The sequence below is a fragment of the Winogradskyella sp. genome, from assembly GCF_045105575.1.
Classification (GTDB): domain Bacteria; phylum Bacteroidota; class Bacteroidia; order Flavobacteriales; family Flavobacteriaceae; genus Winogradskyella.
Genome location: NZ_JBGCDQ010000015.1, coordinates 52,018 through 75,383, shown reverse-complemented (window position 1 = coordinate 75,383; position 23,366 = coordinate 52,018). Strand labels below are relative to the sequence as shown.

Genomic DNA, 23,366 nt, shown 5'->3' with positions numbered 1-23,366 from the left:
TATTTTTTTAGTGGTTAAGGTGATGAAACAATGCAATAAACACGAATCCTAATGGAAGACCAATTGCATATACTTTACTAAATCCTTTTAACCCTTTAGTATATTTATTATTTGCACCTACAGATTGAAACGCTGAACTAAATCCATGTAATAGGTGAAGACTTAGCAACACAAAAGATAGGCAGTATGCTGCAACACGTATTGGGTTTTCAAATTTATGAACCAATTCTTCATAATATCTGAAACCGCTATCAGCAACATTAGGGTCCATTAAACCAGACATATCCCCTTGAATATATTTTATATTGATTTCTGGAATCCAAAAATCTATAAAGTGCAGTACCATAAATGCCAATACAACAGCTCCAGTTAATAACATGTTTCGGCTCATCCATGATGAATTTGCACCACCATTGCTCTTAGCATAACTGACGCGTCTCGCTTTGTTGTTTTTGATTTCTAACACAAAACCCATAACGAAGTGAAAAACCACTCCAAAAATTAATACAGGTTGCAATAAATATTGCACTGCCCAAAAGGTTCCCATAAAATGAGACGCTTCATTAAAGGTGTCTGGGCTAAAAACTGATAATATGTTTATTACAAAATGTTGTAATAAAAAAACCATTAGGAAGAGTGCCGAAAGTGCCATGGCAAATTTTCTTCCAATCGAAGAATTTAGAATTCCGCTCATTGTAGATATAATCTTATTAGTTAATCAAACAAAGATACAGCGCAATTGGCGTAATCCCAACTGCGCTGTATGATAAATTATTATTTAGAATGAATTTAATTAGATTTTAGCTACTTAATTTCAAAAGTGGTCTTTTCACCATCTATTTCAATGGTATATTCGCCTTTTGGTAAATAATTTTTCTTATTTCCTGTTTCTTTAAAATCGAGTTCTTTATCGGCTTTCATTAGTGCTTTCTTTCCTTTGTTGGTGAGCTCTAAATTATAATCGACATAATTAAACCCGTTAACAATAGCCACACTCATGCTATTTAATTCTGCTCCTTTTTCAGATAAAATCTTAATCGTTTTTTGACCTGTTGTATTACTAAAAAACTGAATATTTAGTTTTGGCTCAAAAGCATCAGACCATTGACTCCATGAACTTCCCCAACGACTAGAGTGTTTTACAGAATTTATATCGAAAAACATGATGGGTTTTGACATCATACCAGTATTCATTTTTTGCAATGAAGCAATATTGGCTTTGTAAATACTTCGACCATGTGTACCTAATAATAAGTCTTTGGCTTCAGGTTGAATCACCATATCATGAACAGCCACGTTTGGAACTCCGTTTGAAAATACGTTCCAAGAATTACCCATATCAAAAGACACATAAGCACCATTATCGGTTCCTAAATACAAGATATTTTCATTTGAAGGATCTTCTCTAATCACATTTACTGGTGATGCAGGAATATTGCTACTAATAGATTTCCAAGTTTGCCCATAATCATCACTCATATAAGCATACACTTTAAAATCGTCCCATCGATAACCATTTAGAGTGACGTAAACGCGTTCTTTTTTATGTTGTGATGCAATAATTCTGCTCACCCATAAATCTTTTGGTAAGTTTCCTGTGATGTCTGTCCAACTTCCTCCTGCGTTTTTTGTGACATGAATTAAACCATCATCACTTCCTGCATAAATTAAGCCGAATTGAAATGGACTTTCGCTAATAGATGCCAACGTACCATAGGCTACATTTCCTTTTTTTCCGCCTTTGGTTAAATCTAAACTAATGGCTTCCCAATCGGTTCCTTGATTCATAGAACGCATCAATTTATTCCCTCCTAAATATAAAATATCCTGATTGTGAGATGATAATACTATTGGTGTTTGCCAATTGAAACGATAAGGTGTTTCGCCTAATGTATGTTTTGGCTGAATGTAGGTTTGTTCTTCTGTTTCGAGATTTAATCTAAAATAATTTCCAAATTGATACCCTGTATAAACGATATTAGAATTTCTACTATCAATCTGAATCTGCATACCATCACCTCCCATTATGCCTTTCCAAGGATATTGCCCTCTTTGATGCCATGCTTTATCTTCTCTTGCATTATTTGCGCCAACCCAAACGCCATTGTCTTGCAAACCACCATACACATTATACGGTTTTTCATTATCTACATTAATCGCATAAAATTGCCCAACTGATGGTGAGTTGTTTTTAATCCAGTTTTTACCATCGTCATAAGTAATATTGACTCCTCCATCATTTCCATTGACCAAGTGATTTGGGTTTTTAGGATTTATCCAAAGCGCGTGATGATCTGCATGCACATTTTCTGCACTAATAGATTCAAACGTCTTTCCACTATCCTTAGATTTTAAAATAGGTACACCATAAATATAGATATCATTTTCATCTGCAGGTGAAACATGAATATGCCCAAAATAATAACCATAACTGTAGTAAATTCCGTCTAAATAATCTTCATGTGTTTTTTTCCAAATTTTTCCTCCGTCTTCACTTTTATAAACCTCAGCACCAACCACAGGTGTATCAAACAACATGGAATTAGCATCTTCTAAATATTTAGCCAAATCAATAGGTTTTACATTTCCAAAGCGTACCATTTGCTTTACGTTTTCCGCTCTATATTTTTCTTGAAAACCATTTGTTTTTAAAAAGCCATTCAACTTTTTATCTTCTAAGGCTAAGAAATCTGCATTAGACATGGTTTTAAAATTGTCTTTGGTTAAATCACTTTTATTATCTTTCTTTTTATCATTAGGGCGTCTAAACTGACTATCGTGTATTGCATAAACTACATCATCATTAAAAACTGCAATACCAATACGACCAACTCCTTCTCCTGTTGGAAAGCCACTTTTCTCAGTAGATACTTTGGTCCAAGTTTCGCCTGCATCTGTACTTTTATAGATACCTGAATTATTTCCGTTACCAGAAAAATTCCATGCTTTACGATCTTTTGTCCAAGAGGTTGCAAACATCATATTGTAGTTATTAGGATTTACCTGCAAATCAATAATACCACTCATACTATCGACAAATAAGGTTTGTTTCCAAGTCTTTCCTCCGTCAGTAGTTTTGTAAACGCCACGCTCATCATTTGCAGAATATAAGTGTCCTGTAGCACCAACAACAACCACATCTGGATTATCTGGATGAATTAAAATTGGTGCAAAATGATGTGCGTCCATAAGTCCCAAATTAGTCCATGACTTGCCATTATCCGTAGATTTTAAAATGCCAATACCTGCGTAAGAGGATCGTGATGCATTGTTTTCTCCTGTACCAACATAAATTGTTCGCGTTGGCCAGTGTACTGCGATATCACCCACATTTTGAGTATCTGAACTGTCTAAAATTGGTGTAAATGTGGTACCATTATTTGTAGTATGCCAAACTCCGCCAGAAGCGTAGCCCACATAAAATTCTGAGGGTTCATTAGGATTTACATCTACATCTACCACACGACCACTCATAATTGTTGGTCCAATATTTTCAAAAGGAACATTTTTAACCAAAGATGATTTGGTCATGGCATTTTTTTGCTTTAGAGCTGCTTTTACCGTTTCCGCAGATGTTGCTGGTTGCTGAGAAAATGCAAAAAATGATGTTAGAATACATAAGCACGTTAAACATTTAGAATAAAACATGATGGGTTGGTTTTAAGTGAACGAAAATTAACTATTCTCAAAGCTACTTCAAAATTTGCTAACAAAGTTTAACAGATTGTCGTCTTTCCCGTTTGCTTACGATTTTAGTTTGTTTATTTTTGGGAATATCACTTAAATACATCCCATGAAATACAATTTAATAGACCGCAACCTCTTTATAAAAAACCGCAAAAACTTTATGGCGCAGATGAAGCCCAGCAGTTTAGCCGTTTTTAACTCTAATGATATTTATCCAATTAGTGCAGATAGCACCATGCCTTTTCAGCAGCACAGAGATATTTTTTATTTAAGTGGTGTGGATCAGGAAGAAAGTATTTTAGTTTTATTTCCAGATTGTCCAAAAGAAAAACATCGTGAAATTCTATTCTTAAAAGAAACGAACGACCATATTGCTGTTTGGGAAGGTGAAAAATTAACTAAAGACAAAGCTTTTGAAACCTCAGGTATAAAAACTGTGTATTGGTTACAGGATATGGAAAAAATCATGTTTGAAATCATGACACAATGTGATACCGTTTATATTAACACTAACGAACATTACAGAGCCAATGTAGAGACTGAAACGCGCGAAGATCGTTTTACAAAATGGTTAACTAACAAATATCCTGCGCATAGCGTGGCTAAGAGTAATCCGATTTTACAAGGTCTGCGTTCTGTTAAAGACCCTATTGAATTAAACCTAATTCAAAAAGCCTGCGATATTACCGAAAAAGGATTTAGACGTGTGCTTAATTTTGTAAAGCCAAATGTTTGGGAATATAATATCGAAGCCGAGTTTATGCATGAGTTCCTCAACAACCGTTCTAAAGGTTTTGCTTATACTCCAATTGTTGGCTCAGGAAATAATGCCAACGTATTACACTATATCGAAAACAACCAACAATGTAAAGCTGGTGATTTAATTCTTATAGATGCTGGTGCTGAGTATGCCAATTACGCCAGTGATATGACGCGTACCATACCAGTTTCTGGTCGCTATAACGACAGACAAAAAGCGGTTTACAATGCGGTAAACAGAGTGAAAAACGAAGCCACCAAAATGCTAGTTCCTGGAACCCTTTGGGAACAGTACCATATTGAAGTTGGTAAACTTATGACCTCCGAACTTTTAGGTTTAGGACTTCTTGATAAAGCCGATGTACAAAACGAAAACAAAGATTGGCCAGCCTATAAAAAGTATTTTATGCATGGTACGTCTCACCACATGGGATTAGACACTCACGATTATGGCTTACTACACAAACCAATGCAAGCCAATATGGTATTTACTGTAGAACCTGGTATTTATATCCCAGATGAAGGTTTTGGGATTCGATTAGAGGATGATGTAGTGATACAAGACTCTGGCGAACCTTTTAACTTGATGCGGAATATTCCTATTGAAGTTGAGGAGATTGAGGAGATTATGAATTCTTAGAATGTTTTGAAAATCATCCCAGTTACTTGCGCAATCATCCATTTTGAGGATAAAATTCTCGCTGTTCAAAGAAGTAAAACAATGAAACTTCCTTTAAAGTGGGAATTCCCAGGCGGAAAAATTGAAGCTAGAGAATCTGAAATTGATTGCATTAAACGAGAAATATTTGAGGAATTAAATATTCATATTGAAATAAACGAAAGACTAACACCTGTAATTCATGAATATCCTAATTTCAAAATTGAATTAATTCCATTTACTGCTGAGTATCTTGAGGGTGAATTAAAACTTCGTGAACATTCTGATTTTGTTATAGTTAATAAAAAAGAATTAATTATTTTAGATTGGGCTGAAGCCGATTTACCTATTTTAAAAGAATATTTATTATTATGAATCAAGGAATTTACGAAGAATTAATAACCCAATTAGTATCTGATAATTTAAATAAACTTGATAAAGATAAATTCTACTTAAAGAAAAAAATAATTGATAAAGAGGAAGCTTCAAATGTTTTATCCAAACATTTAGCTAAAACTTTAAAACATGCTTTTCAGCTCATAAAAGGTAAGGCTGAATTACAAATTGAAATTGCTAATAAAATAATCAAATTACTTAGAGACGAATTAAACAAACAAGAGTTTGATGATGATTTAGTTAGTATCGAAGGGGAAATATTAAAGGCAGTATTTTCTATAACTGACGCGCATTTTTCAAATTTAGATTTAAGGCTAAAAGAAATAACACCTTATACAAGATTAACGCAAAGTGAATTATTTACAGGTGGAAATGGCGGTTTATCGCTAGAAAGTGAACTTAAAAAAGAAATTCTTTCATCCAATGAAATATACCTATTAGTCTCTTTTATTAAATTTAAAGGAATTATAATTCTTGAAAAAGAATTGAGAGAATTTACAGAACGAGGAGGAAAATTAAAAGTAATTACAACTACTTATATTGGAGCAACTGACTATAAAGCAATTCAATTACTTTCTAAACTTCAAAATACTGAGGTTAAAATATCATATAATACTGGAAACGAAAGATTGCACGCCAAAGCTTATCTTTTTTATAGAAATACAGGATTTCATACTGCTTACATTGGCTCTTCAAACTTTTCAAGGTCTGCATTAACGGATGGTCTAGAATGGAATTTAAAAGTAACAACTAAAGAAGTAAGTCATATCATTGATAAATTTCAGAAAACATTTGATGCTTATTGGCAAAGTAATGATTTCGAGTTGTTTGATGATTCTATTCATAAGGAAAAGCTTCAAAGTGCATTAAAACAAAGTAAGTTTAGTAAACCTTATGAAAATATTACAGCTTTATTCGATATCAAACCATTTCCATATCAAAATGAAGTATTAGAAAAACTAGAGGTAGAAAGAACAGTGCATAATAGATTTAGAAATCTCGTTGTTGCAGCAACTGGAACAGGGAAAACAGTTATTTCTGCATTTGATTATAAACGTTTTAGAAAAAACAATAAGTCTTCAAAACTACTATTTCTAGCTCATAGAAAAGAAATAATTCAAAAATCACTTTCTACCTTTCAAGGTGTTTTAAGAAACAATAATATTGGAGAATTGTGGGTCGACGGAATGGTTCCTGACAATTTTGAATTCGTTTTTGCATCTGTTCAATCTGTTAACAATCAACTTAAAAACCACAATCTTACTCCTGAATTTTATGATTACATCATAATAGATGAATGTCATCATCAAACCGCAAATAGTTATAGAAAAGTAATTAATTATTTCAAACCAAAAATCCTCTTAGGTCTTACCGCAACACCAGAACGAATGGATGGTGAAGATATTTTGGAAGATTTTGATAATAAAATTGCAGCTGAAATTAGATTACCGGAAGCAATGAACAGAAAGTTGCTTTGTCCTTTTCAATATTTTGGGATTACAGACAGTATTGACCTAACAAATGTAAAATGGGTAAGAGGAAAATATATGGCTAGTGAGTTAACTAGTCTATATACTGAAAGTGATAGAAGAGTTAGAGAAATAATCGATGCTTTGACTAAATACACCAAAGACATAAAAGACGTTAGAGCTTTAGGTTATTGCGTTTCTATGGAACACGCAAAATTTATGGCTGAAAAATTTACTTTAGTAGGATTAAAAGCAGATTACCTTACAAGTAAAAACAGTAAAGACAGAGTATCCATTCGTCAAAAACTAGAAAAGAAAGAAATCAATTACCTATTTGTTGTCGACATGTTTAATGAAGGTATAGATATTCCAGAGATTGACACAGTATTATTTTTAAGACCTACAGAAAGTCTAACTGTATTCTTACAACAATTAGGAAGAGGCTTGAGGTTACATGATTCTAAAGATTGCTTAACTGTTCTAGATTTTGTTGGAAACTCTAAACCTGAATACAATTTCGAAAGCAAATTTAGAGCCTTAATAGGTAAAACAAATACAACAGTTTTAAAAGAAATTGAAGACGATTTTCCTCATCTTCCTTTAGGATGCTCAATAATACTAGAAAAAAAGACAAAAGAAACTATTCTTAAAAACATTGCTTCGGCAACATCTTTAAATACTAAAAATTTAATTAATAAAATTAAAGGCTTTCAACATGATACTAATTTACCATTAACTATTGGTAACTTTAGTAAGTTTTATAATATTCCCTTACAATCCATTTACAAAAGAGGAAGTTGGAAACGCTTATCTCAATTAGCAGGAAAAATAGATAATTTTGATTCTGAAAATGAAAAAGCTATCGTTTCCGCTATTTCAAATAAATGGCTTTCAACAAATTCATTGAGCTATTTTTCATTTATCTTAAAAATTGCAAAGCAAAACTTTAAAGTGAAAATTCAGGAATTAAACGAAAATGAAAAAACGATGCTTTTAATGTTGCATCATGATGTCTGGCATAAGGTGAGTGATTTTGATTCATTAGAAAAAAGTATTCATCAAATTGGAGTAAATAGCGTTTTAGTTGATGAAATAAAAGAGGTTTTAGAATTTTTAATTGAAAAAATAGATTTTAAAGAACTTCTTATTAAACTTCCATATGAACAACCTTTAAAATTACATGCGCGCTATACAAGAGATCAAATTCTATGTGCATTCAGAAAAAGTAATTTTGAAAAAAAATATCTAAGCATGGAAGGTACTGTTGAAAACAAAGATTTAAAAACAGAATTACTATTTATCAACCTTGTGAAATCTGAAGAAAACTTTTCACCAACAACGATGTATAATGATTACGCTGTAACAGATTCTTTATTTCATTGGCAAACTCAAAATTCTGCTAGACCAGATTTAGGAAAAGGTTTAGCATACATAAAACATAAAGAGGAAGAAAAACGAATCTTACTTTTTGTACGTGAAAAACCACAGGATGAATTTGGTAATACTGCAGGTTATGTTTTTATCGGAGAAGGCTATTTAAAGAGCTATTCTGGTTCCAAACCAATGAGTATTAACTGGAAACTAAGTGAGCCTATGCCTCATTATTTATGGAAAGATGCAGCAAAACTATCTATTGGATAAATTAAATTTATTTTCATCCTCCAAAAACAAACAACCGTTGCAAAGCAACCTTAACAAACCTCACCAAATCCACAAACACTAAGTTCTCATTCAAACAGCTTAAAAACTACAAACCACACAGATAATCCGCAAACCTAATTACTACCACTATAACTAAGCTTTAAAAAAACAAAACCTTGTTTTAGAAATTAATTTACCCTTACTTTTTACAGATTTAATTAATTTTACCCTTGTTTTGTTACATAAATATAAAAGTTTTACCCTTGTTTTGTTACAAATATTTAATATATTTACCCTTGTTTTGTTACAAATATGATAAAATTAGAACTATTGAATCATAAGAGACACATCTATAAAGCCCTTAGGCAATGGAAAGCCAATCCTAAACGTAAACCTCTTGTTCTTAGAGGAGCGAGGCAAGTTGGTAAAACTACAGCTGTTAATCATTTTTCTAAAACTTACGATCACTTTGTGGCTCTTAATTTAGAGCATGCTTTTGATTTTAAATATTTTCAAGATTATAAAGATGTAAAAACATTAGTGGATGCGTTACTTTTAGAACATAACATCTCTGCAAAAGACATATCAAAAACACTACTTTTTATTGATGAAATACAAGAATCGCCAGAAGCGATAGCATTATTACGCTATTTTTATGAAGATCTGCCTCAACTACATGTTATTGCAGCAGGCTCTTTGCTAGAACACGTTATGGATAAGGTGAAAAGTTTTCCGGTTGGTCGTGTCTCTTATTTATATGTGCATCCTTTAAATTTTTTAGAATATGTGGAAGCCAAAGGTCAAAATCAGGCTTTAGAAGCGCTTCATCAAATTCCATTACAAGATTTCGCGCATACCACCTTAAAAAAGTTATTTCATGAGTATGCCATTATCGGTGGAATGCCAGAAGTAGTAAACACGTATTTAGAACAAAATACATTAACCGCTTTACCTGAAGTCTATGAAAGTATATGGCTAACCTATAAAGATGATGTAAAAAAATATGCACACAACAGTACAGATGCAGTAATTATAAAACACATAATGGATACGGCTCATTTGTATATGGATGAGCGTATAAAATTTCAAAACTTTGGGAACTCCAATTATAAATCTCGAGAAGTCGGTGAAGCGATGCGCAACTTAAATGACACACGTATTATTCAATTAATTTATCCGACAACAACCATAGAGCCACCTGTAAAACCAGATTTAAAAAAATCTCCGCGATTGCAATTTTTAGATACTGGTTTGGTAAATTATGAATTAAATATTCAAGTAAATATGCTGGTGTTGGACGATTTAAGTACGGCTTATAAAGGTGCTATAATTCCACATTTAATTACGCAAGAGTTAATTTCTTTGAACACTTTAAGCTATAAAAAGCCTAACTTTTGGGTGAGAGAAAAAACACAATCATCTTCTGAAGTTGATTTAGTAGTACAATACAAAGACAAAATAATTCCGATAGAAATAAAATCTGGTAAAGAAGGGAAGCTAAAATCACTACATCAATTTGTAGATCGTAGTAATCATCCTTATGCTGCACGCATGTATTCAGGGAAATTTAATATTGAAGAGCATACAACTCCAATGGGCAAAAAACCGTATTTGCTTATGAATTTACCTTATTACTTAGGTACAAAACTTGAAGATTATATATCGTATTTTGTGACTACTTTTTAAATAAAGATTCACCCTCCAAAAACAAACAACCGTTCAACACTAACCTTAGCATCAGAATGCTCAGCGTGCCAAGAAAACGTAGTTTTCGCATCCTTCTCCCAAATACATGTAAAGTCCTCTGGTGCATTGTATTCACTTATAAAAACTTGATGACCAGCTTTACTCTGTTGGCGACACCAATCCCAAAATTGGGCATGGTCAAAACTATCACGATATTTGGTAGTGGATTCATAAGGCGGATCGCAATAAATGATACTGTTTTTAGGAATCTCTAAATCGAGATACGATTTACAAGATAACTCTATGCCTTCAAGCTTTGGGACTTGCTTGGTGATATTACGATAATGTTCGCCCCAATAATCGCGTTTTCCTTCTTTATCACGTCTATAACCTGCAAACCATTTGCCACCAAAAGAATTAAACCCAACATAACCGACTAGATGTTTTGGATATTCTGATTGGTTGTATTTTATGTGCTTGTATTTTTCTTCGCTTACAGTTTGTGGAGGATTCCAATTCTCATAAACCAAGGCTTGCCACATGGCCATGAGTTCTTGGTGTTGGTCGTTGGCAATGCGAATGCCATCAACCTTGTCAATTATATTCATGCCACCAGCAAAAGGTTCCAGATAGGCTTGTTTTGGCTTTCGCTCCTTTAAAATAATTGGCAATAACTCTTTGGCAAAGCGTGCCTTGCTTCCCATGTATTTCATGCCTAATCTATAGTTTTAGGTTGAATAAATGAGGTAATCACAAAAGCTACTAAAGCTGGTAAAACCCAACCTAAACTGTATTGTGAAAATGGAATAAACTCAGTTATAGATTTTAAACCTTCTGAAGGTGAAATAAACCCAACCACATCTGGAATACTACATATAAAAGTGACCATCACAACGGCTCTAAACACTAATGGTGTTGCCACTTTTTCTGGTAACACATTTAATAGAATCAACACAATAGTAATTGGATACACACATAATAATACCGGAATCGCAACGACGACAATTGAATTAAAATCGAGTTGCCCAACACCAACGCCTGCAATACAAGCAATGATGGCGGTAACCACATAAGCTGAATTCGATTTATGAAACACTCCTCTAAAATAATCTGCTGTGCCAGCTACAATACCAATAGCTGTAGTAAAACAAGCTAAAGAAATAAGAATACTTAAAACCGTATTCCCAAATTCGCCTAAGGACGCAATACTTATCCCTCGTAATAAATTAGCACGTTGCATATCGCTACTTAATTGTGAGTTCACTTCAATTTCAGAACCATAATACGCTCCGACCGAAATTAAACCTGCATAAATAATAAAGAGACCTGTACCTGCTATAAATCCTGATTGTCGTATGAGTTTGCGTTTCGATTCAAACTGACTCACTTTCATGTTTTTAAAATTCAAGGAGATAATAATTACAGCTCCAACGACAACGGCTCCAATAGCATCGAAGGTTTGGTAACCTTCTAAAATTCCTGTGGCAATTGGAGTTTCAAACTGAGAAATTCCTGTTGTAAATGAGGAAGAGGATAAACCAATACCAATAACAGCCAAAAGCATAATGACAATGAAAGGCGTTAAAAATTTTCCGATAAGATTCAGAATTTTTGAACGGTTCAATACAAACACCAAAACGAGTGCAAAGTAAATGGCACTGGTTAATAAGGGAGAAGTTCCAAAGGCAGGATGAATGGCAATTTCATGCGTTGCAGCAGCTGTTCTGGGAGACGGAATTGCCACAGCAATCACATAAATAATAATGCAATAAATTAAACTAAACGTTGGTGATACCTTTTTACCAAAATCGTATAAGGTGCCTTGCAATCTGGCATGTGCCAAAATGCCAAAAATAGGAATCACAACCGCAGTGATCATAAAACCGACGGTGACCCAAAACCAATTTTCTCCTGCATTATAACCTAATAATGGTGGTAGCAATAAGTTTCCTGCTCCAAAAAACAATGAAAATAAAGCAAAACTTGTGACTAAAAGTTCTTTACGTTGAATATTCAATTAGTTGGTTTTTTAAGTTCTAAATCATGAAAATCGAAACTGAAATCTGTAATTGGTGCAATATATTTCATGCTTGCTGAAACAGCTTCTTCGTTTTCATTAAAAGTGAATTGCATAAACACATCGGCATCGTAACTTCTATCATTCCATTTCACCACAAAAGTAGTGGCATTGTAGGGCAGTAATTCGCCAAATAATCTTGGTGAACGTTTACATTTAATGCTATATGTTTTACCATCGTGCGATATGATAATATCACCAAACCAATCGTCTGTGTACGTCCCAACGATTTGCTCTGGTTTTGGCACATTTGGATTTAATTTAGCTTTAGTAACCTTGGTAAAAACGGCAGCCTTTAGACTGTCGTTATATTTAAGATAATTTGCATTTCTTGTGCCATATTTTAGTAGCCAATCTCTATCTTCATAACCTAAATACGCATCTTTAATCGTATTGGTAATGGTATTAAATGCATTGCCATTCATTTGATTGGTTAACACTACAATCGCTAAATCTAAATCGGGAATCATAGTGAACTGAGTCACCGTTCCTATTAAACCACCTGTATGATAAACTTGTTTGTGCCCACCTTTTACATCTGTTAAAAACCAACCTAAACCATAGCCTTTAAAATTAGAGTTGTACCAATCGCCTGGTCGAACAGAAAGTGGAGTTTGTAGTTGCCATAATTCATGAAACAAATTTTTATCTAACAAACGCTCGGCATTTTCCGTAACAGCATCATTCATTAAAAATTGTGCCCAAGTCATCATATCATGCACATTACTCACAATGCCTCCTGCTGGGTTTGCCGTTTCGCTCCAGTCGTGTGGAATCTGAATAACCTTACCATCAGCTCTCGTATGTGCATCGATGATATTCGATTTATCTGTAACTCTATTATATGAGGCTTTGCTATTCTTCATTCCGACAGGTTGCATAATTTTAGTTTCAATAAAATCTTCCCAAGATAAACCACTCACGCGTTTTAAAACTTCGCCTGCAATAATGTACATATTATTATTGTAAGCGAATTTGCTTCTAAAAGATGATTCTGGCTCTAAATATTTTACACCATTTATAATAGCATCCACATCAAAACCATTGCCTTCGGGAAAAAACATTAAATCGCCTGCTCCCAAACCCATACCGCTGCGATGTGTAACTAAATCTCTAACCGTAAAATGTTCGGTTACCCAAGGGTCTTGTAATTGAAATTCTGGAATGTGCTTTCTCACAGGATCATCCCATTGTAATTTCCCAGCATCAACCATCATCGCTAAGGCAAAACAAGTGAATCCTTTACTATTGGAAGCGACACCAACTAAGGTATTGTCGTTCATCTCTTTTTTAGAAGTTAATGAACGTACACCATGTCCTTTAGCATACATAACTTTACCGTCTTTAAAAACACCAACGGAAATTCCTGGCACATCAAAAGTGGTTAAGGTCTCTTTAATAAGTTGATCTAGTTTTTTTTCTTCAATTTGTGCATTTAAACAAATAGCACTTACGGTAAAGACGACAACTAAAAGGCGCTTTAAATACATCTGAAACATAATTTAGTTTGAATAGATTCAAATATACTAAAATGTTAGTGATGATTTCAGCATGAATCTGCATTCAAAATTTATCTTTGCAGTCATGCTTTTAGACTATAAAAACATAAAAATTCATTATACGGTTTCAGGCGAAGGTGATGCTGTTGTCTTACTGCACGGTTTCTTAGAAACAGTTGCGATGTGGACGGATTTCATTCCAACATTTTCAAAAAACCATAAAATTATCTGTATTGATTTACTCGGTCATGGACAAACGGAATGTTTGGGTTATGTGCATACTATGACAGATATGGCTGATGCCGTTTTAGCTGTCTTACAACATTTGACTATTAAAGAGGCTAAGTTTGTTGGCCATTCTATGGGAGGTTATGTTGCCTTAGCGCTTGCTGAAAACCGACCTCAGCTTTTTAATGGTCTTTGCCTAATGAATTCTACTTATGAAGCTGATGATAACGCACGAAACAAATTAAGGTTGCGCGCCAATGAAATGGCAAAAACGCATTTTGAAAGTTTGGTACAAATGTCTTTTACAAACTTGTTTGCTCCAGAAAGTAAAGCAAAGTTTCAAGAGAAATTTGATGCTGCATTGGAAATGGCAGTGCAAACACCACTGCAAGGTTACATGGCAGGCCAAGAAGGGATGCGCCTTAGGCCAAATCGTTTTGATGTTTTCAAAAACATAAAAGGGAAAAAATTAATTATAATTGGAAAAAAGGATAGTGTGGTTGATGGGAATAAACTCATAAAAGAAATTGAACATACAGGTATTGACTATGTAGAATTTTCGGAGGGACATATGAGTCATATTGAGAATAAATCAGAATTAACTTACAAATTAATTCATTTTATCGAAAAATAAATCACTTAAACGTTTTATTATTCTTTTTTTTATAAGTTTACATTGTAAATCAAAAAAGAAATTGTCCAACACCCTGACATGAAACCTACAAAAGTATATTGCGATTTATTTGGTCATAATTATCAAATAAGTAAAAAAGTCACCAACCATGTTAAAGAATACACTTGTAAATGTTGTAAAAAACAATTGACAACAGACAGTAATGGAAGACTAACAGAACTAACCGAAGAACACCAAGATATAAATTCGACCTTGGAGCGTATTTACAATTACAGAACGATGCGTTCAAAGCAAAAAACCATCAGTTCATCGATTTGTTAAATGTTAATAACTTTTTAGTAACTAATTTTCTTATATTTCGATCCCTATAAATTCAGCGAATCTCTCTAAGAAAACTAATTAATGAAAAACGTTTATTGCTCATTGTTTGGACACGATTATAAAGTGTCAAAAAATGTTACTTATCACGTCAGAGAATATAAGTGTAAAAATTGTAAGTCTGAAATGACTATTGATGGTGATGGCAAATTTATTCCCTTAACACCAAAATTTAAAGAAATTAATTCCGTATTGCATCGTGTGCACATGAAACGTTTGGAAAAAAGTCAACGCTTTTTTATTCTTGATGTTTAAGCGCATTCCATCCTTTAGCAATAATTTCAATTTTTTCGTCTGCTCTTGTAACTAAGTGCATTCCTCTATCTTGTTCCGTCATATATCCTATAACCGTTAAATTTGGATTGCCTTTTATTTTCGGAAAATCTTCTTGGGATATCGTCATTAATAATTCATAATCTTCACCACCACTTAACGCGATTGTAGTACTATCTATATTAAATTCTTCGCAAGTTGAAATCACCTGAGGGTCTAATGGAATCTTATCTTCATAAAGATCAACTCCAACATTACTTTGTTTACACAAGTGAATGACTTCAGAAGATAAACCATCACTAATATCAATCATACTGGTTGGTTTCACCTCTAGTTCTTTCAATAATTCTATCATATCTTTTCGCGCTTCAGGTTTTAATTGTCGCTCAATAATATAAGTGTACATCGATAAATCTGGTTGGCTGTTTGGGTTCACTTTAAATACTTCTTTTTCACGTTCCAAAACTTGTAATCCCATAAAAGCTGCACCAATATCGCCAGATAATACTAGTAAATCATTTGGTTTCGCACCAGACCTCAATACTTCATTTCCTTTTTCTACTTCACCAATAGCAGTTACCGAAATAATTAATCCAGACGTTGAAGATGTTGTATCTCCGCCAACCACATCTACGTTGTAATATTTTGAAGCAGTCGTAATGCCAGCATACAATTCTTCAAGTGCCTCTAAAGGGAACCGATTAGATACAGCAATAGATACTGTAACTTGCGTTGCCATAGCATTCATAGCATAAATATCTGAAAGGTTAACCACAATGGCTTTATAACCCAAATGTTTTAAAGGTGCATAACTCAAATCAAAATGTACTCCCTCAACTAATAAGTCTGTAGAAACCACAATTTGTTTTTTACCAAAGTTGAGTACCGCAGCATCATCGCCAATACTTTTTATAGTCGATTTCTGAGTCACTTTAAAATGTTGAGTTAAATGTTCAATCAATTTAAACTCACCTAATTCACCTAATGGTGTTCGTTTTGGATTTTTATCTTCAATCATAATACAGAAATGTGATGCTTTTATCAAATACAAAGGTAATATGTACGTTAATTATAACAGGATTTTATTCCAGAAATAATATTTACTGTAAATTGCTAAAAAAAAGACTATGAAATTACATATGCTATGGGCTTTAGCCCTTATTATGTTACTGAGTTGTGATAATGACGACGACACTAATAATAACAGCAACCCAATTCCCGAATCACAATTTCCATGTATAAACGGTATGGCAGGCGCATACCCTTGTAGTGGTTTTGATTTAATGAGCCATGTCCCTATTGAAAACTTAGGCGGAAGTGGTTCTCAAGGTAACGATTCTTGGGGATGGACAGATCCTGATACTGGTAAAGAATATGCTTTGGTTTGTACCTCTACCAACTCTGCTTTCTTAGATATAACTGATGCTGCTAATCCATTACTATTAGGCACATTACCAACTACAACAGACGTTAGCATTTGGCGCGATTTAAAAGTTTATAACAACCACGCCTTTATTGTTAGCGAAGCTCCTGGACATGGTATGCAAGTTTTTGATTTAACCCGATTACGAAATGTTTCAAATCCTCCCCAAACATTTACGGCAGATGCTATTTACAACGGTTTTGGTAGCGCGCACAATATTGTCATTAATGAAACAAGCGGTTTTGCCTATGCTGTTGGGTCAGATACTTTTGATGGAGGTCCACATTTTGTGAATATTCAAAATCCAACAAGTCCTGTTGCTGCTGGTGGCTATGCAGATGATGCTTATGCTCACGATGCGCAAGTAATTACTTATAACGGTCCAGACACAGACTATACAGGAAGAGAAATCTTAATTGGTAGTAATGAAAATGAAGTCGTTATTGTTGATGTTACGGACAAACAAAATCCTACTCAAATTTCAAACATCGATTACAGTAACATTGGCTATACACACCAAGGCTGGTTTACAGAAGACTTAACTTATTTTCTATTAGGTGATGAATTAGATGAAATTAACTTTGGTTCTAATTCTAGAACTTTAGTCTTCGACTTTACAGATTTAGATAATCCTGTGTATCATATGGAATATTTAGGTCCAACAGCTGCTATAGATCATAATGGTTATGTGGTGGGAAATACGTTTTATATTGCCAATTATACAGCTGGTATAAGAGCGGTGGACATTTCAAATATTGCCTCTGGAGTGATGGTGGAAACAGGTTTTATAGATACTTTCCCTGAAAATGACAACACCGCTTTTAGTGGAGCTTGGAATATCTATCCATTTTTCAATAGTGGTAATATCATAGTGAGCGATATTGAAGGTGGTATGTTTATAGTAAGACCCACAGAATAAAATGTATATGAAGTCTCGTTCCTATATAATTTTCTTTTTAATACTCATTATCTTAACGGGTTGCAAAAAAGATGATGATATATCTTTAGCCGTAAATGTTAGTACAAATCTTGTTAAAACCTTGGGTGGTACAAAAAATGACAGTGGACAATCTGTTGTAGCAACTTCAGATGGAGGTTATGCTATTCTAGGATTTACCCAAAGTATGGATGGAGATATCGTCAATAAGACCAACGAAAGTTTTGATTATTGGGTTCTTAAATACAATGCCGAAAATGAATTACAATGGCAGAAAACCTTTGGTGGTTCTGCCGATGAACGTGGCAGTTCTATGATACAGACACAAGATGGAGGTTATGCTATTTTAGGCTCTAGTTTTAGTACTGACGGAGATGTTACTAATAATGCTGGGCTACAAGATTACTGGTTGGTAAAACTAGATGTCAGTGGTAATATCTCTTGGCAAAAATCATTTGGTTACCAAGGAGCTGACAATGGAATTTCTGTAATTGAAACCAACGACCAAGGCTATCTTATTACAGGTACTTTAGATGTAACCGCTTCAGGTGGAGAAGGCAACTTTTCGCGAAGCACTAACAGACATGCAGGTGGAGATTATTGGGCTTTAAAACTAGATGCAACAGGAACCCTACAATGGAGTCAATATTTTGGTGGAAATTTTACAGATGCACCAACGGATGTGATACAAACGGAAGACAATGGTTTTATCATTGTAGGAAGTTCAGACAGTAATGATACCGATATCTCTAGCAACATTGGTACCTATGATTTTTGGATTTTGAAAATTTCCGCAGCCGGAGATTTAGTTTGGGAAAAATCATTTGGAGGTGACCAAATCGATGAAGCTAGAAGCATTGTAAAATCTAATGATGGTAATTATATCATTGCTGGTGATACAAGAAGTAATGATAATGACATTTCTAATAATAAAGGTGCAGCAGATTTATGGCTCATTAAAATAACACCAAATGGCGACTTACTTTGGGAAAAAACCATAGGTGGTTCTAATTTTGATGTGGCGCGTTCTATAATAAAAGCCGAAACTAATGGTTTTATTTTAGCAGGAAGTTCAAGAAGTAGTGATAAAGACGTTTCCGCAAACAATGGTCAAAATGATGCGTGGATCCTTAAAGTAGATGACAATGGAAATTTGCTCTGGGAAACTACAGTTGGTGGTGCTAATATTGATTTTGCATATAGCGTAGCACAACTAAATGAAGGTTCTATCATTGGTGTTGGAGATAGCACAAGTAATGATGGAGATATTTTAGAAAACAAAGGTTTTACGGATGTGTTAATTATACGAATTGATGAAACGAATTAATAGCAGCAGAAATAAATTGAGTCTTATTTTTATGAGATTTTCGACCGCACTTCAATTGATGTTTTTTAGACACACTTAAAATACTATGAAATCAAAAATTTTAATGCTAAGCCTGTTAGCCCTTTTAAGCTTCTTGTCTTGTGGCGAAGATGCCGACGATAATTTAATACCATCGACCCAAACAAATTTGAAGTTCACACATTACTGGGATAACACTATGGTAACCAACGCAGATTTTAACACTTTGCAGTTCACCAACGAAAATGAAGATCTTTTAAGTATGGAACGCCTTCGTTATGTTATCTCAGACATTACCTTCACTAATAGTGCTAATCAGCGTTTTGTTTTAGACCAGCATCATTTAGTAGATCTTGCTATTGACAACAGTTTAAATTTTACTTCCGAAACTCAAATTCCGACTGGGTCTTATAACTTGTCTTTTACTTTTGGATTAAACAATGAAACCAACTCCGAAAATCTTCTCGATTTAAATACAGTATCCTTTAATGTACCTGAAATGCTAGGTGGTGGCTACCATTATATGCAATTCGACGGCAAATTTATCAATGCCAACAATGAAGAACAAGGCTTTAATTACCATGCTATAAGAGCTGTTGATAATTCTGGGCCAAACCCAACATTTCCGCAAGACACCTTTTTTACAGTCAATTTAGGTATGGTTACTGTTACGCCAAATGCAGAAATAGAAATACAAATGAATATTGCCGAATGGTTTAAAAATCCAATCCTTTGGGATTTAAATGAATTTAACCAAATGCTTATGCCAAATTCTGAAGCACAAATTATGATGTTTGAAAATGGGCAGACAGTTTTTGATTTGGAAGAGTAACTGAAATTATTAATGACTCAATGCACTTAAAACGTCTTTTTATTTGTTCCATACTACTTTTGATTCTAAACTGCTCAGAAGAAGACGCAGTCTATGAGCCTGTGCCACAACCTTTAGTCATTCCAAAACTATTTTCCGATAATATTATTCCACCGATCATCCCAACCGATAATCCGCAAACCGTTGAAGGAGTAGCACTTGGTAAAAAATTGTTTTTTGATACTATTTTGTCTGCCAATAGCACACAAGCTTGCGCGAGTTGCCACGCACCACAAAACACATTTACAGACCATACTCCAACAAGTGAAGGTGCAGATGGCATATTCGGCACACGAAATTCCATGCCCTTATTCAATCTCGCTTGGACGTATAACGAACGTTTTAATTGGGATGGATCTGCACTTAGCTTAGAAAGACAAGCGGAAGAACCAATAGAAAATCCAATAGAACTGCATAGCAATTGGGAAGATGTTGTTTCAAGATTACAAAATCATCCAGATTATCCCGAACTGTTTCAATTGGCTTTTAAAACGACCACAATCACTAAGGAATTAACCACCAAAGCCATTGCACAATTTGAACGGACACTGATTTCAGCCAATTCAAAATTTGATAAGTATAGTTTAGGAGAGGTAGATTTAACAGCTCAAGAATTAAATGGTTTAGACGTATTTTTAAGAGAAGATAAAGGAGATTGTTTTCATTGTCATGGCAATCCTAATAATCCTTTATGGACTAACAACGATTTTCATAATAATGGTTTAGATGCCGTATTCTCAGATTTAGGCTTGGGTGGAGTTACAGGAGACCCTAATGACAATGGGAAATTTAAAACACCATCTCTTCGCAATCTTTTATATTCTGCTCCTTATATGCACGATGGTCGCTTCAACACGCTAGACGACGTTATAAATCACTACAGTGAAGGCCTTCAAAACTCACCAACCATAGATCCATTAATGAAGCAAATAAACCAAGGAGGTGTGCAACTTTCTGAGACAGATAAGGCAGATCTTAAAGCCTTTTTATTAACACTATCTGATCCTTCATTCATCAATAACTCCCAATTTCAGAATAATTAAGTTCGAAGTATTTTGATATTTTATGTATTTCATCGAAAAATTAAGTATTTTAACTTGTTTTCAGTTCGATTTTATAAATTAGTAGTCCCTAAATCCTACTAACATGAAAACGAACACAACTAAAATATTGCCATGCGCAGTATTTGGCCATAATTACAAAAGATCCAAAACCAACCTGGATCACACTATTGAACTTACTTGCTCGCATTGCGATGCTGTTGTTGTTACGGATCATCATGGAAATTTTGACAATATTACTGTGGCTAATACGCAAATTAAGGACACACTTCAAGAGTTGTATCGTCTCACACGTCGCATTCAAAAAACAAAAGTTTACGTGTAATAAAATCCTTCGTTAAATTTTTTTCTTCATAACTAATTCCTATCAAATCATATGCTAATATAATGTTAGCAGATATGGTTAAATCTTGGTTATATCGTATATTTGCATTCTATTTAGAATTAATCTAGTTAAACGATATGATTAAAGTATCTGATCACGCAAAAAAGAAAGTCATGGAACTCATGACTGACGATGGCTTTGACCCAAGCACAGACTTCGTTAGAGTAGGTGTTAAAAGTGGTGGCTGTTCTGGTTTGTCTTACGATTTAAATTTCGACAAAGCACAAACAGAGGGTGACAAAGTTTTTGAAGATAATGATGTGAAAATCATTGTTGACAAAAAAAGCTTTCTCTACCTTATTGGCACAACACTAGAATATTCTGGTGGCTTAAACGGAACTGGTTTTGTATTCAATAACCCAAATGCAAATCGTACTTGTGGTTGTGGAGAATCATTTTCATTATAACAAAAAATTCTTCAGACTAGTAAACGGAACCATCCTTCCTAAAACAAAAGGGTTTAAAAAAAATGTAAAAGAGTTATGTCAAAATATACAGAAGACGATTTAAGAGAAGAGTTAAAAACCAAAGAATATGAATACGGTTTTTTTACAGATATAGAGTCTGAAACATTTCCTATTGGATTAAATGAAGATATCGTTCGTGCTATTTCTAATAAAAAAGAAGAGCCTGAATGGATGACACAATGGAGACTAGACGCTTATAAAGTTTGGAAAGAAATGACTGAGCCAGATTGGGCAAATGTCAATTACGAAAAACCAGATTTTCAAGCTATTGCTTACTACTCTGCTCCAGTTGCTATAGATCCTAATAAAACATTAGATGACGTAGATCCGGATTTATTAGCCATGTATAAAAAATTAGGCATCTCTGTAGATGAGCAGAAAAAAATGAACAATATCGCTATGGATATTGTTGTAGATTCTGTTTCTGTAGCTACAACATTCAAAAAAACCCTTTCTGAAAAAGGCATCATTTTTATGAGTATTTCGGAAGCGATAAAAGAGCATCCAGAACTTGTAAAAAAATATATGGGTACCATTGTGCCAACAACTGACAACTATTATGCAGCTTTAAATTCAGCTGTATTTAGTGATGGCTCTTTTTGTTACATTCCTAAAGGAGTAAAATGCCCAATGGAACTGTCTACCTATTTTAGAATTAACCAAGGTGGTACTGGTCAATTTGAACGCACACTTCTTATTGCAGACGAAGGTAGTTACGTGAGTTATTTGGAAGGTTGTACTGCGCCAAGTAGAGATGAAAATCAACTACACGCAGCCGTTGTAGAACTTATTGCTATGGACGATGCAGAAATTAAATACTCTACAGTACAAAACTGGTATCCTGGTAATGCAGAAGGAAAAGGTGGAGTTTACAATTTTGTAACTAAAAGAGGCCTTTGCGAGAAAAACGCAAAAATTTCTTGGACCCAAGTAGAAACTGGTTCTGCGGTAACTTGGAAATATCCATCATGTATTCTAAAAGGTGATAATTCTGTAGGTGAATTTTATTCTATTGCAGTTACTAACAATTATCAGCAAGCGGATACCGGAACTAAAATGATCCACTTAGGGAAAAACACAAAATCGACAATTATCTCAAAAGGTATTTCGGCTGGTAAATCTCAAAACTCATATCGTGGATTGGTACAAATTGGATCTCGTGCAAGCAATGCACGTAACTTTTCGCAATGTGATAGTTTACTAATGGGTAATGATTGTGGTGCACATACCTTCCCATATATAGAAGCTAAAAATAAAAGTGCTATGATTGAGCACGAAGCAACAACTAGTAAAATCGGTGAAGACCAAATATTTTATTGTAACCAACGCGGTATTGATACTGAAAAAGCCATTGCCTTAATCGTAAATGGATTTAGTAAAGATGTATTAAACAAACTGCCAATGGAATTTGCTGTTGAAGCTCAAAAATTATTAGAAATAAGTTTAGAAGGTTCTGTAGGATAGTAAAATAATGAAATTCGTGTCGTTTTTT

General features: G+C 34.1%; 20 protein-coding genes. 14 read left to right on the top strand and 6 right to left on the bottom strand.

All coding sequences use genetic code 11. From position 1 onward, the window contains the following. Positions 1-7: 7 nt before the first annotated feature. Both AB8B52_RS04235 and AB8B52_RS04230 read right to left on the bottom strand, forming a co-directional pair. The gene (locus AB8B52_RS04235; protein WP_406025564.1) at positions 8-694 is read right to left on the bottom strand and encodes a succinate dehydrogenase cytochrome b subunit; all 687 of its coding nucleotides are present in this window, start codon (positions 692-694) and stop codon (positions 8-10) included. 110 nt (positions 695-804) lie between these two features. After that, complete coding sequence (locus AB8B52_RS04230; RefSeq protein ID WP_406025562.1) at positions 805-3,648, bottom strand: glycosyl hydrolase; 2,844 nt, start codon at positions 3,646-3,648, stop codon at positions 805-807. A gap of 145 nt (positions 3,649-3,793) precedes the next feature. Between AB8B52_RS04230 and AB8B52_RS04225 the strand changes: the two genes are divergently transcribed. The 4 genes from AB8B52_RS04225 (at position 3,794) to AB8B52_RS04210 (ending at position 10,296) form a co-directional block, all read left to right on the top strand. After that, positions 3,794-5,086 (top strand): aminopeptidase P family protein, encoded by a 1,293-nt coding sequence (locus AB8B52_RS04225; protein WP_406025560.1) that lies wholly within the window; start codon positions 3,794-3,796, stop codon positions 5,084-5,086. Positions 5,087-5,092: 6 nt separating this feature from the next. Then, complete coding sequence (locus AB8B52_RS04220) at positions 5,093-5,479, top strand: (deoxy)nucleoside triphosphate pyrophosphohydrolase (protein ID WP_406025558.1); 387 nt, start codon at positions 5,093-5,095, stop codon at positions 5,477-5,479. Continuing rightward, positions 5,476-8,610, top strand: a complete 3,135-nt coding sequence (locus tag AB8B52_RS04215) for a DUF3427 domain-containing protein (RefSeq protein ID WP_406025556.1) — start codon at positions 5,476-5,478, stop codon at positions 8,608-8,610. Before AB8B52_RS04220 ends, AB8B52_RS04215 begins: the two co-directional genes overlap by 4 nt. Positions 8,611-8,940: 330 nt before the next feature. Then, positions 8,941-10,296, top strand: a complete 1,356-nt coding sequence (locus AB8B52_RS04210) for an ATP-binding protein (RefSeq protein ID WP_406025554.1) — start codon at positions 8,941-8,943, stop codon at positions 10,294-10,296. 8 nt (positions 10,297-10,304) lie between these two features. On the opposite strand, the gene AB8B52_RS04205 is transcribed toward AB8B52_RS04210, so the two are convergent. The 3 genes from AB8B52_RS04205 to AB8B52_RS04195 are packed head-to-tail and all read right to left on the bottom strand — an operon-like array spanning position 10,305 to position 13,863. Then, positions 10,305-11,009, bottom strand: coding sequence for a DNA adenine methylase (locus AB8B52_RS04205; protein ID WP_406025552.1), 705 nt, complete (start codon positions 11,007-11,009; stop codon positions 10,305-10,307). A gap of 2 nt (positions 11,010-11,011) precedes the next feature. Then, a complete protein-coding gene (locus AB8B52_RS04200; RefSeq protein ID WP_406025550.1) occupies positions 11,012-12,313 on the bottom strand; it encodes a branched-chain amino acid transport system II carrier protein in 1,302 nt (433 codons plus the stop codon). Further along, on the bottom strand, positions 12,310-13,863 hold the full coding sequence (locus tag AB8B52_RS04195; RefSeq protein ID WP_406025548.1) for a serine hydrolase: 1,554 nt from the start codon (positions 13,861-13,863) through the stop codon (positions 12,310-12,312). Before AB8B52_RS04195 ends, AB8B52_RS04200 begins: the two co-directional genes overlap by 4 nt. Positions 13,864-13,957: 94 nt before the next feature. Here AB8B52_RS04195 and AB8B52_RS04190 point away from each other — a divergent pair, with 94 nt between their 5' ends. The 3 genes from AB8B52_RS04190 to AB8B52_RS04180 all read left to right on the top strand — a co-directional run bounded on the left by AB8B52_RS04190 (position 13,958) and on the right by AB8B52_RS04180 (position 15,367). Continuing rightward, the gene (locus tag AB8B52_RS04190) at positions 13,958-14,734 is read left to right on the top strand and encodes an alpha/beta fold hydrolase (protein ID WP_406025546.1); all 777 of its coding nucleotides are present in this window, start codon (positions 13,958-13,960) and stop codon (positions 14,732-14,734) included. Between the two features lie 78 nt (positions 14,735-14,812). After that, positions 14,813-15,055, top strand: coding sequence for a hypothetical protein (locus AB8B52_RS04185; protein ID WP_406025544.1), 243 nt, complete (start codon positions 14,813-14,815; stop codon positions 15,053-15,055). An 81-nt stretch (positions 15,056-15,136) separates the two neighbouring features. Further along, on the top strand, positions 15,137-15,367 hold the full coding sequence (locus AB8B52_RS04180) for a hypothetical protein (protein ID WP_406025543.1): 231 nt from the start codon (positions 15,137-15,139) through the stop codon (positions 15,365-15,367). Here the strand turns inward: AB8B52_RS04180 and thiL are convergent. Further along, positions 15,351-16,403, bottom strand: a complete 1,053-nt coding sequence (gene thiL, locus AB8B52_RS04175; RefSeq protein WP_406025542.1) for a thiamine-phosphate kinase — start codon at positions 16,401-16,403, stop codon at positions 15,351-15,353. The genes AB8B52_RS04180 and thiL overlap by 17 nt on opposite strands. Before the next feature lie 109 nt (positions 16,404-16,512). Here thiL and AB8B52_RS04170 point away from each other — a divergent pair, with 109 nt between their 5' ends. From AB8B52_RS04170 to sufB, 7 genes are all read left to right on the top strand, one after another. Then, positions 16,513-17,727 carry a choice-of-anchor B family protein gene (locus AB8B52_RS04170; RefSeq protein ID WP_406025540.1) on the top strand — a complete coding sequence of 405 codons (1,215 nt, stop codon included), beginning with the start codon at positions 16,513-16,515 and terminating at the stop codon, positions 17,725-17,727. Between the two features lie 7 nt (positions 17,728-17,734). Next, positions 17,735-19,072, top strand: coding sequence for a hypothetical protein (locus tag AB8B52_RS04165; protein ID WP_406025539.1), 1,338 nt, complete (start codon positions 17,735-17,737; stop codon positions 19,070-19,072). A gap of 85 nt (positions 19,073-19,157) precedes the next feature. Beyond that, positions 19,158-19,922 (top strand): MbnP family protein, encoded by a 765-nt coding sequence (locus AB8B52_RS04160; protein WP_406025537.1) that lies wholly within the window; start codon positions 19,158-19,160, stop codon positions 19,920-19,922. Between the two features lie 59 nt (positions 19,923-19,981). Further along, positions 19,982-21,004, top strand: coding sequence for a cytochrome-c peroxidase (locus AB8B52_RS04155; RefSeq protein ID WP_406025536.1), 1,023 nt, complete (start codon positions 19,982-19,984; stop codon positions 21,002-21,004). 103 nt (positions 21,005-21,107) lie between these two features. After that, positions 21,108-21,347 (top strand): hypothetical protein, encoded by a 240-nt coding sequence (locus tag AB8B52_RS04150; RefSeq protein ID WP_406025534.1) that lies wholly within the window; start codon positions 21,108-21,110, stop codon positions 21,345-21,347. 137 nt (positions 21,348-21,484) lie between these two features. Then, complete coding sequence (locus AB8B52_RS04145; RefSeq protein WP_406025532.1) at positions 21,485-21,814, top strand: HesB/IscA family protein; 330 nt, start codon at positions 21,485-21,487, stop codon at positions 21,812-21,814. Between the two features lie 75 nt (positions 21,815-21,889). Next, on the top strand, positions 21,890-23,338 hold the full coding sequence (sufB, locus tag AB8B52_RS04140) for a Fe-S cluster assembly protein SufB (protein ID WP_406025530.1): 1,449 nt from the start codon (positions 21,890-21,892) through the stop codon (positions 23,336-23,338). Positions 23,339-23,366: the final 28 nt, after the last annotated feature.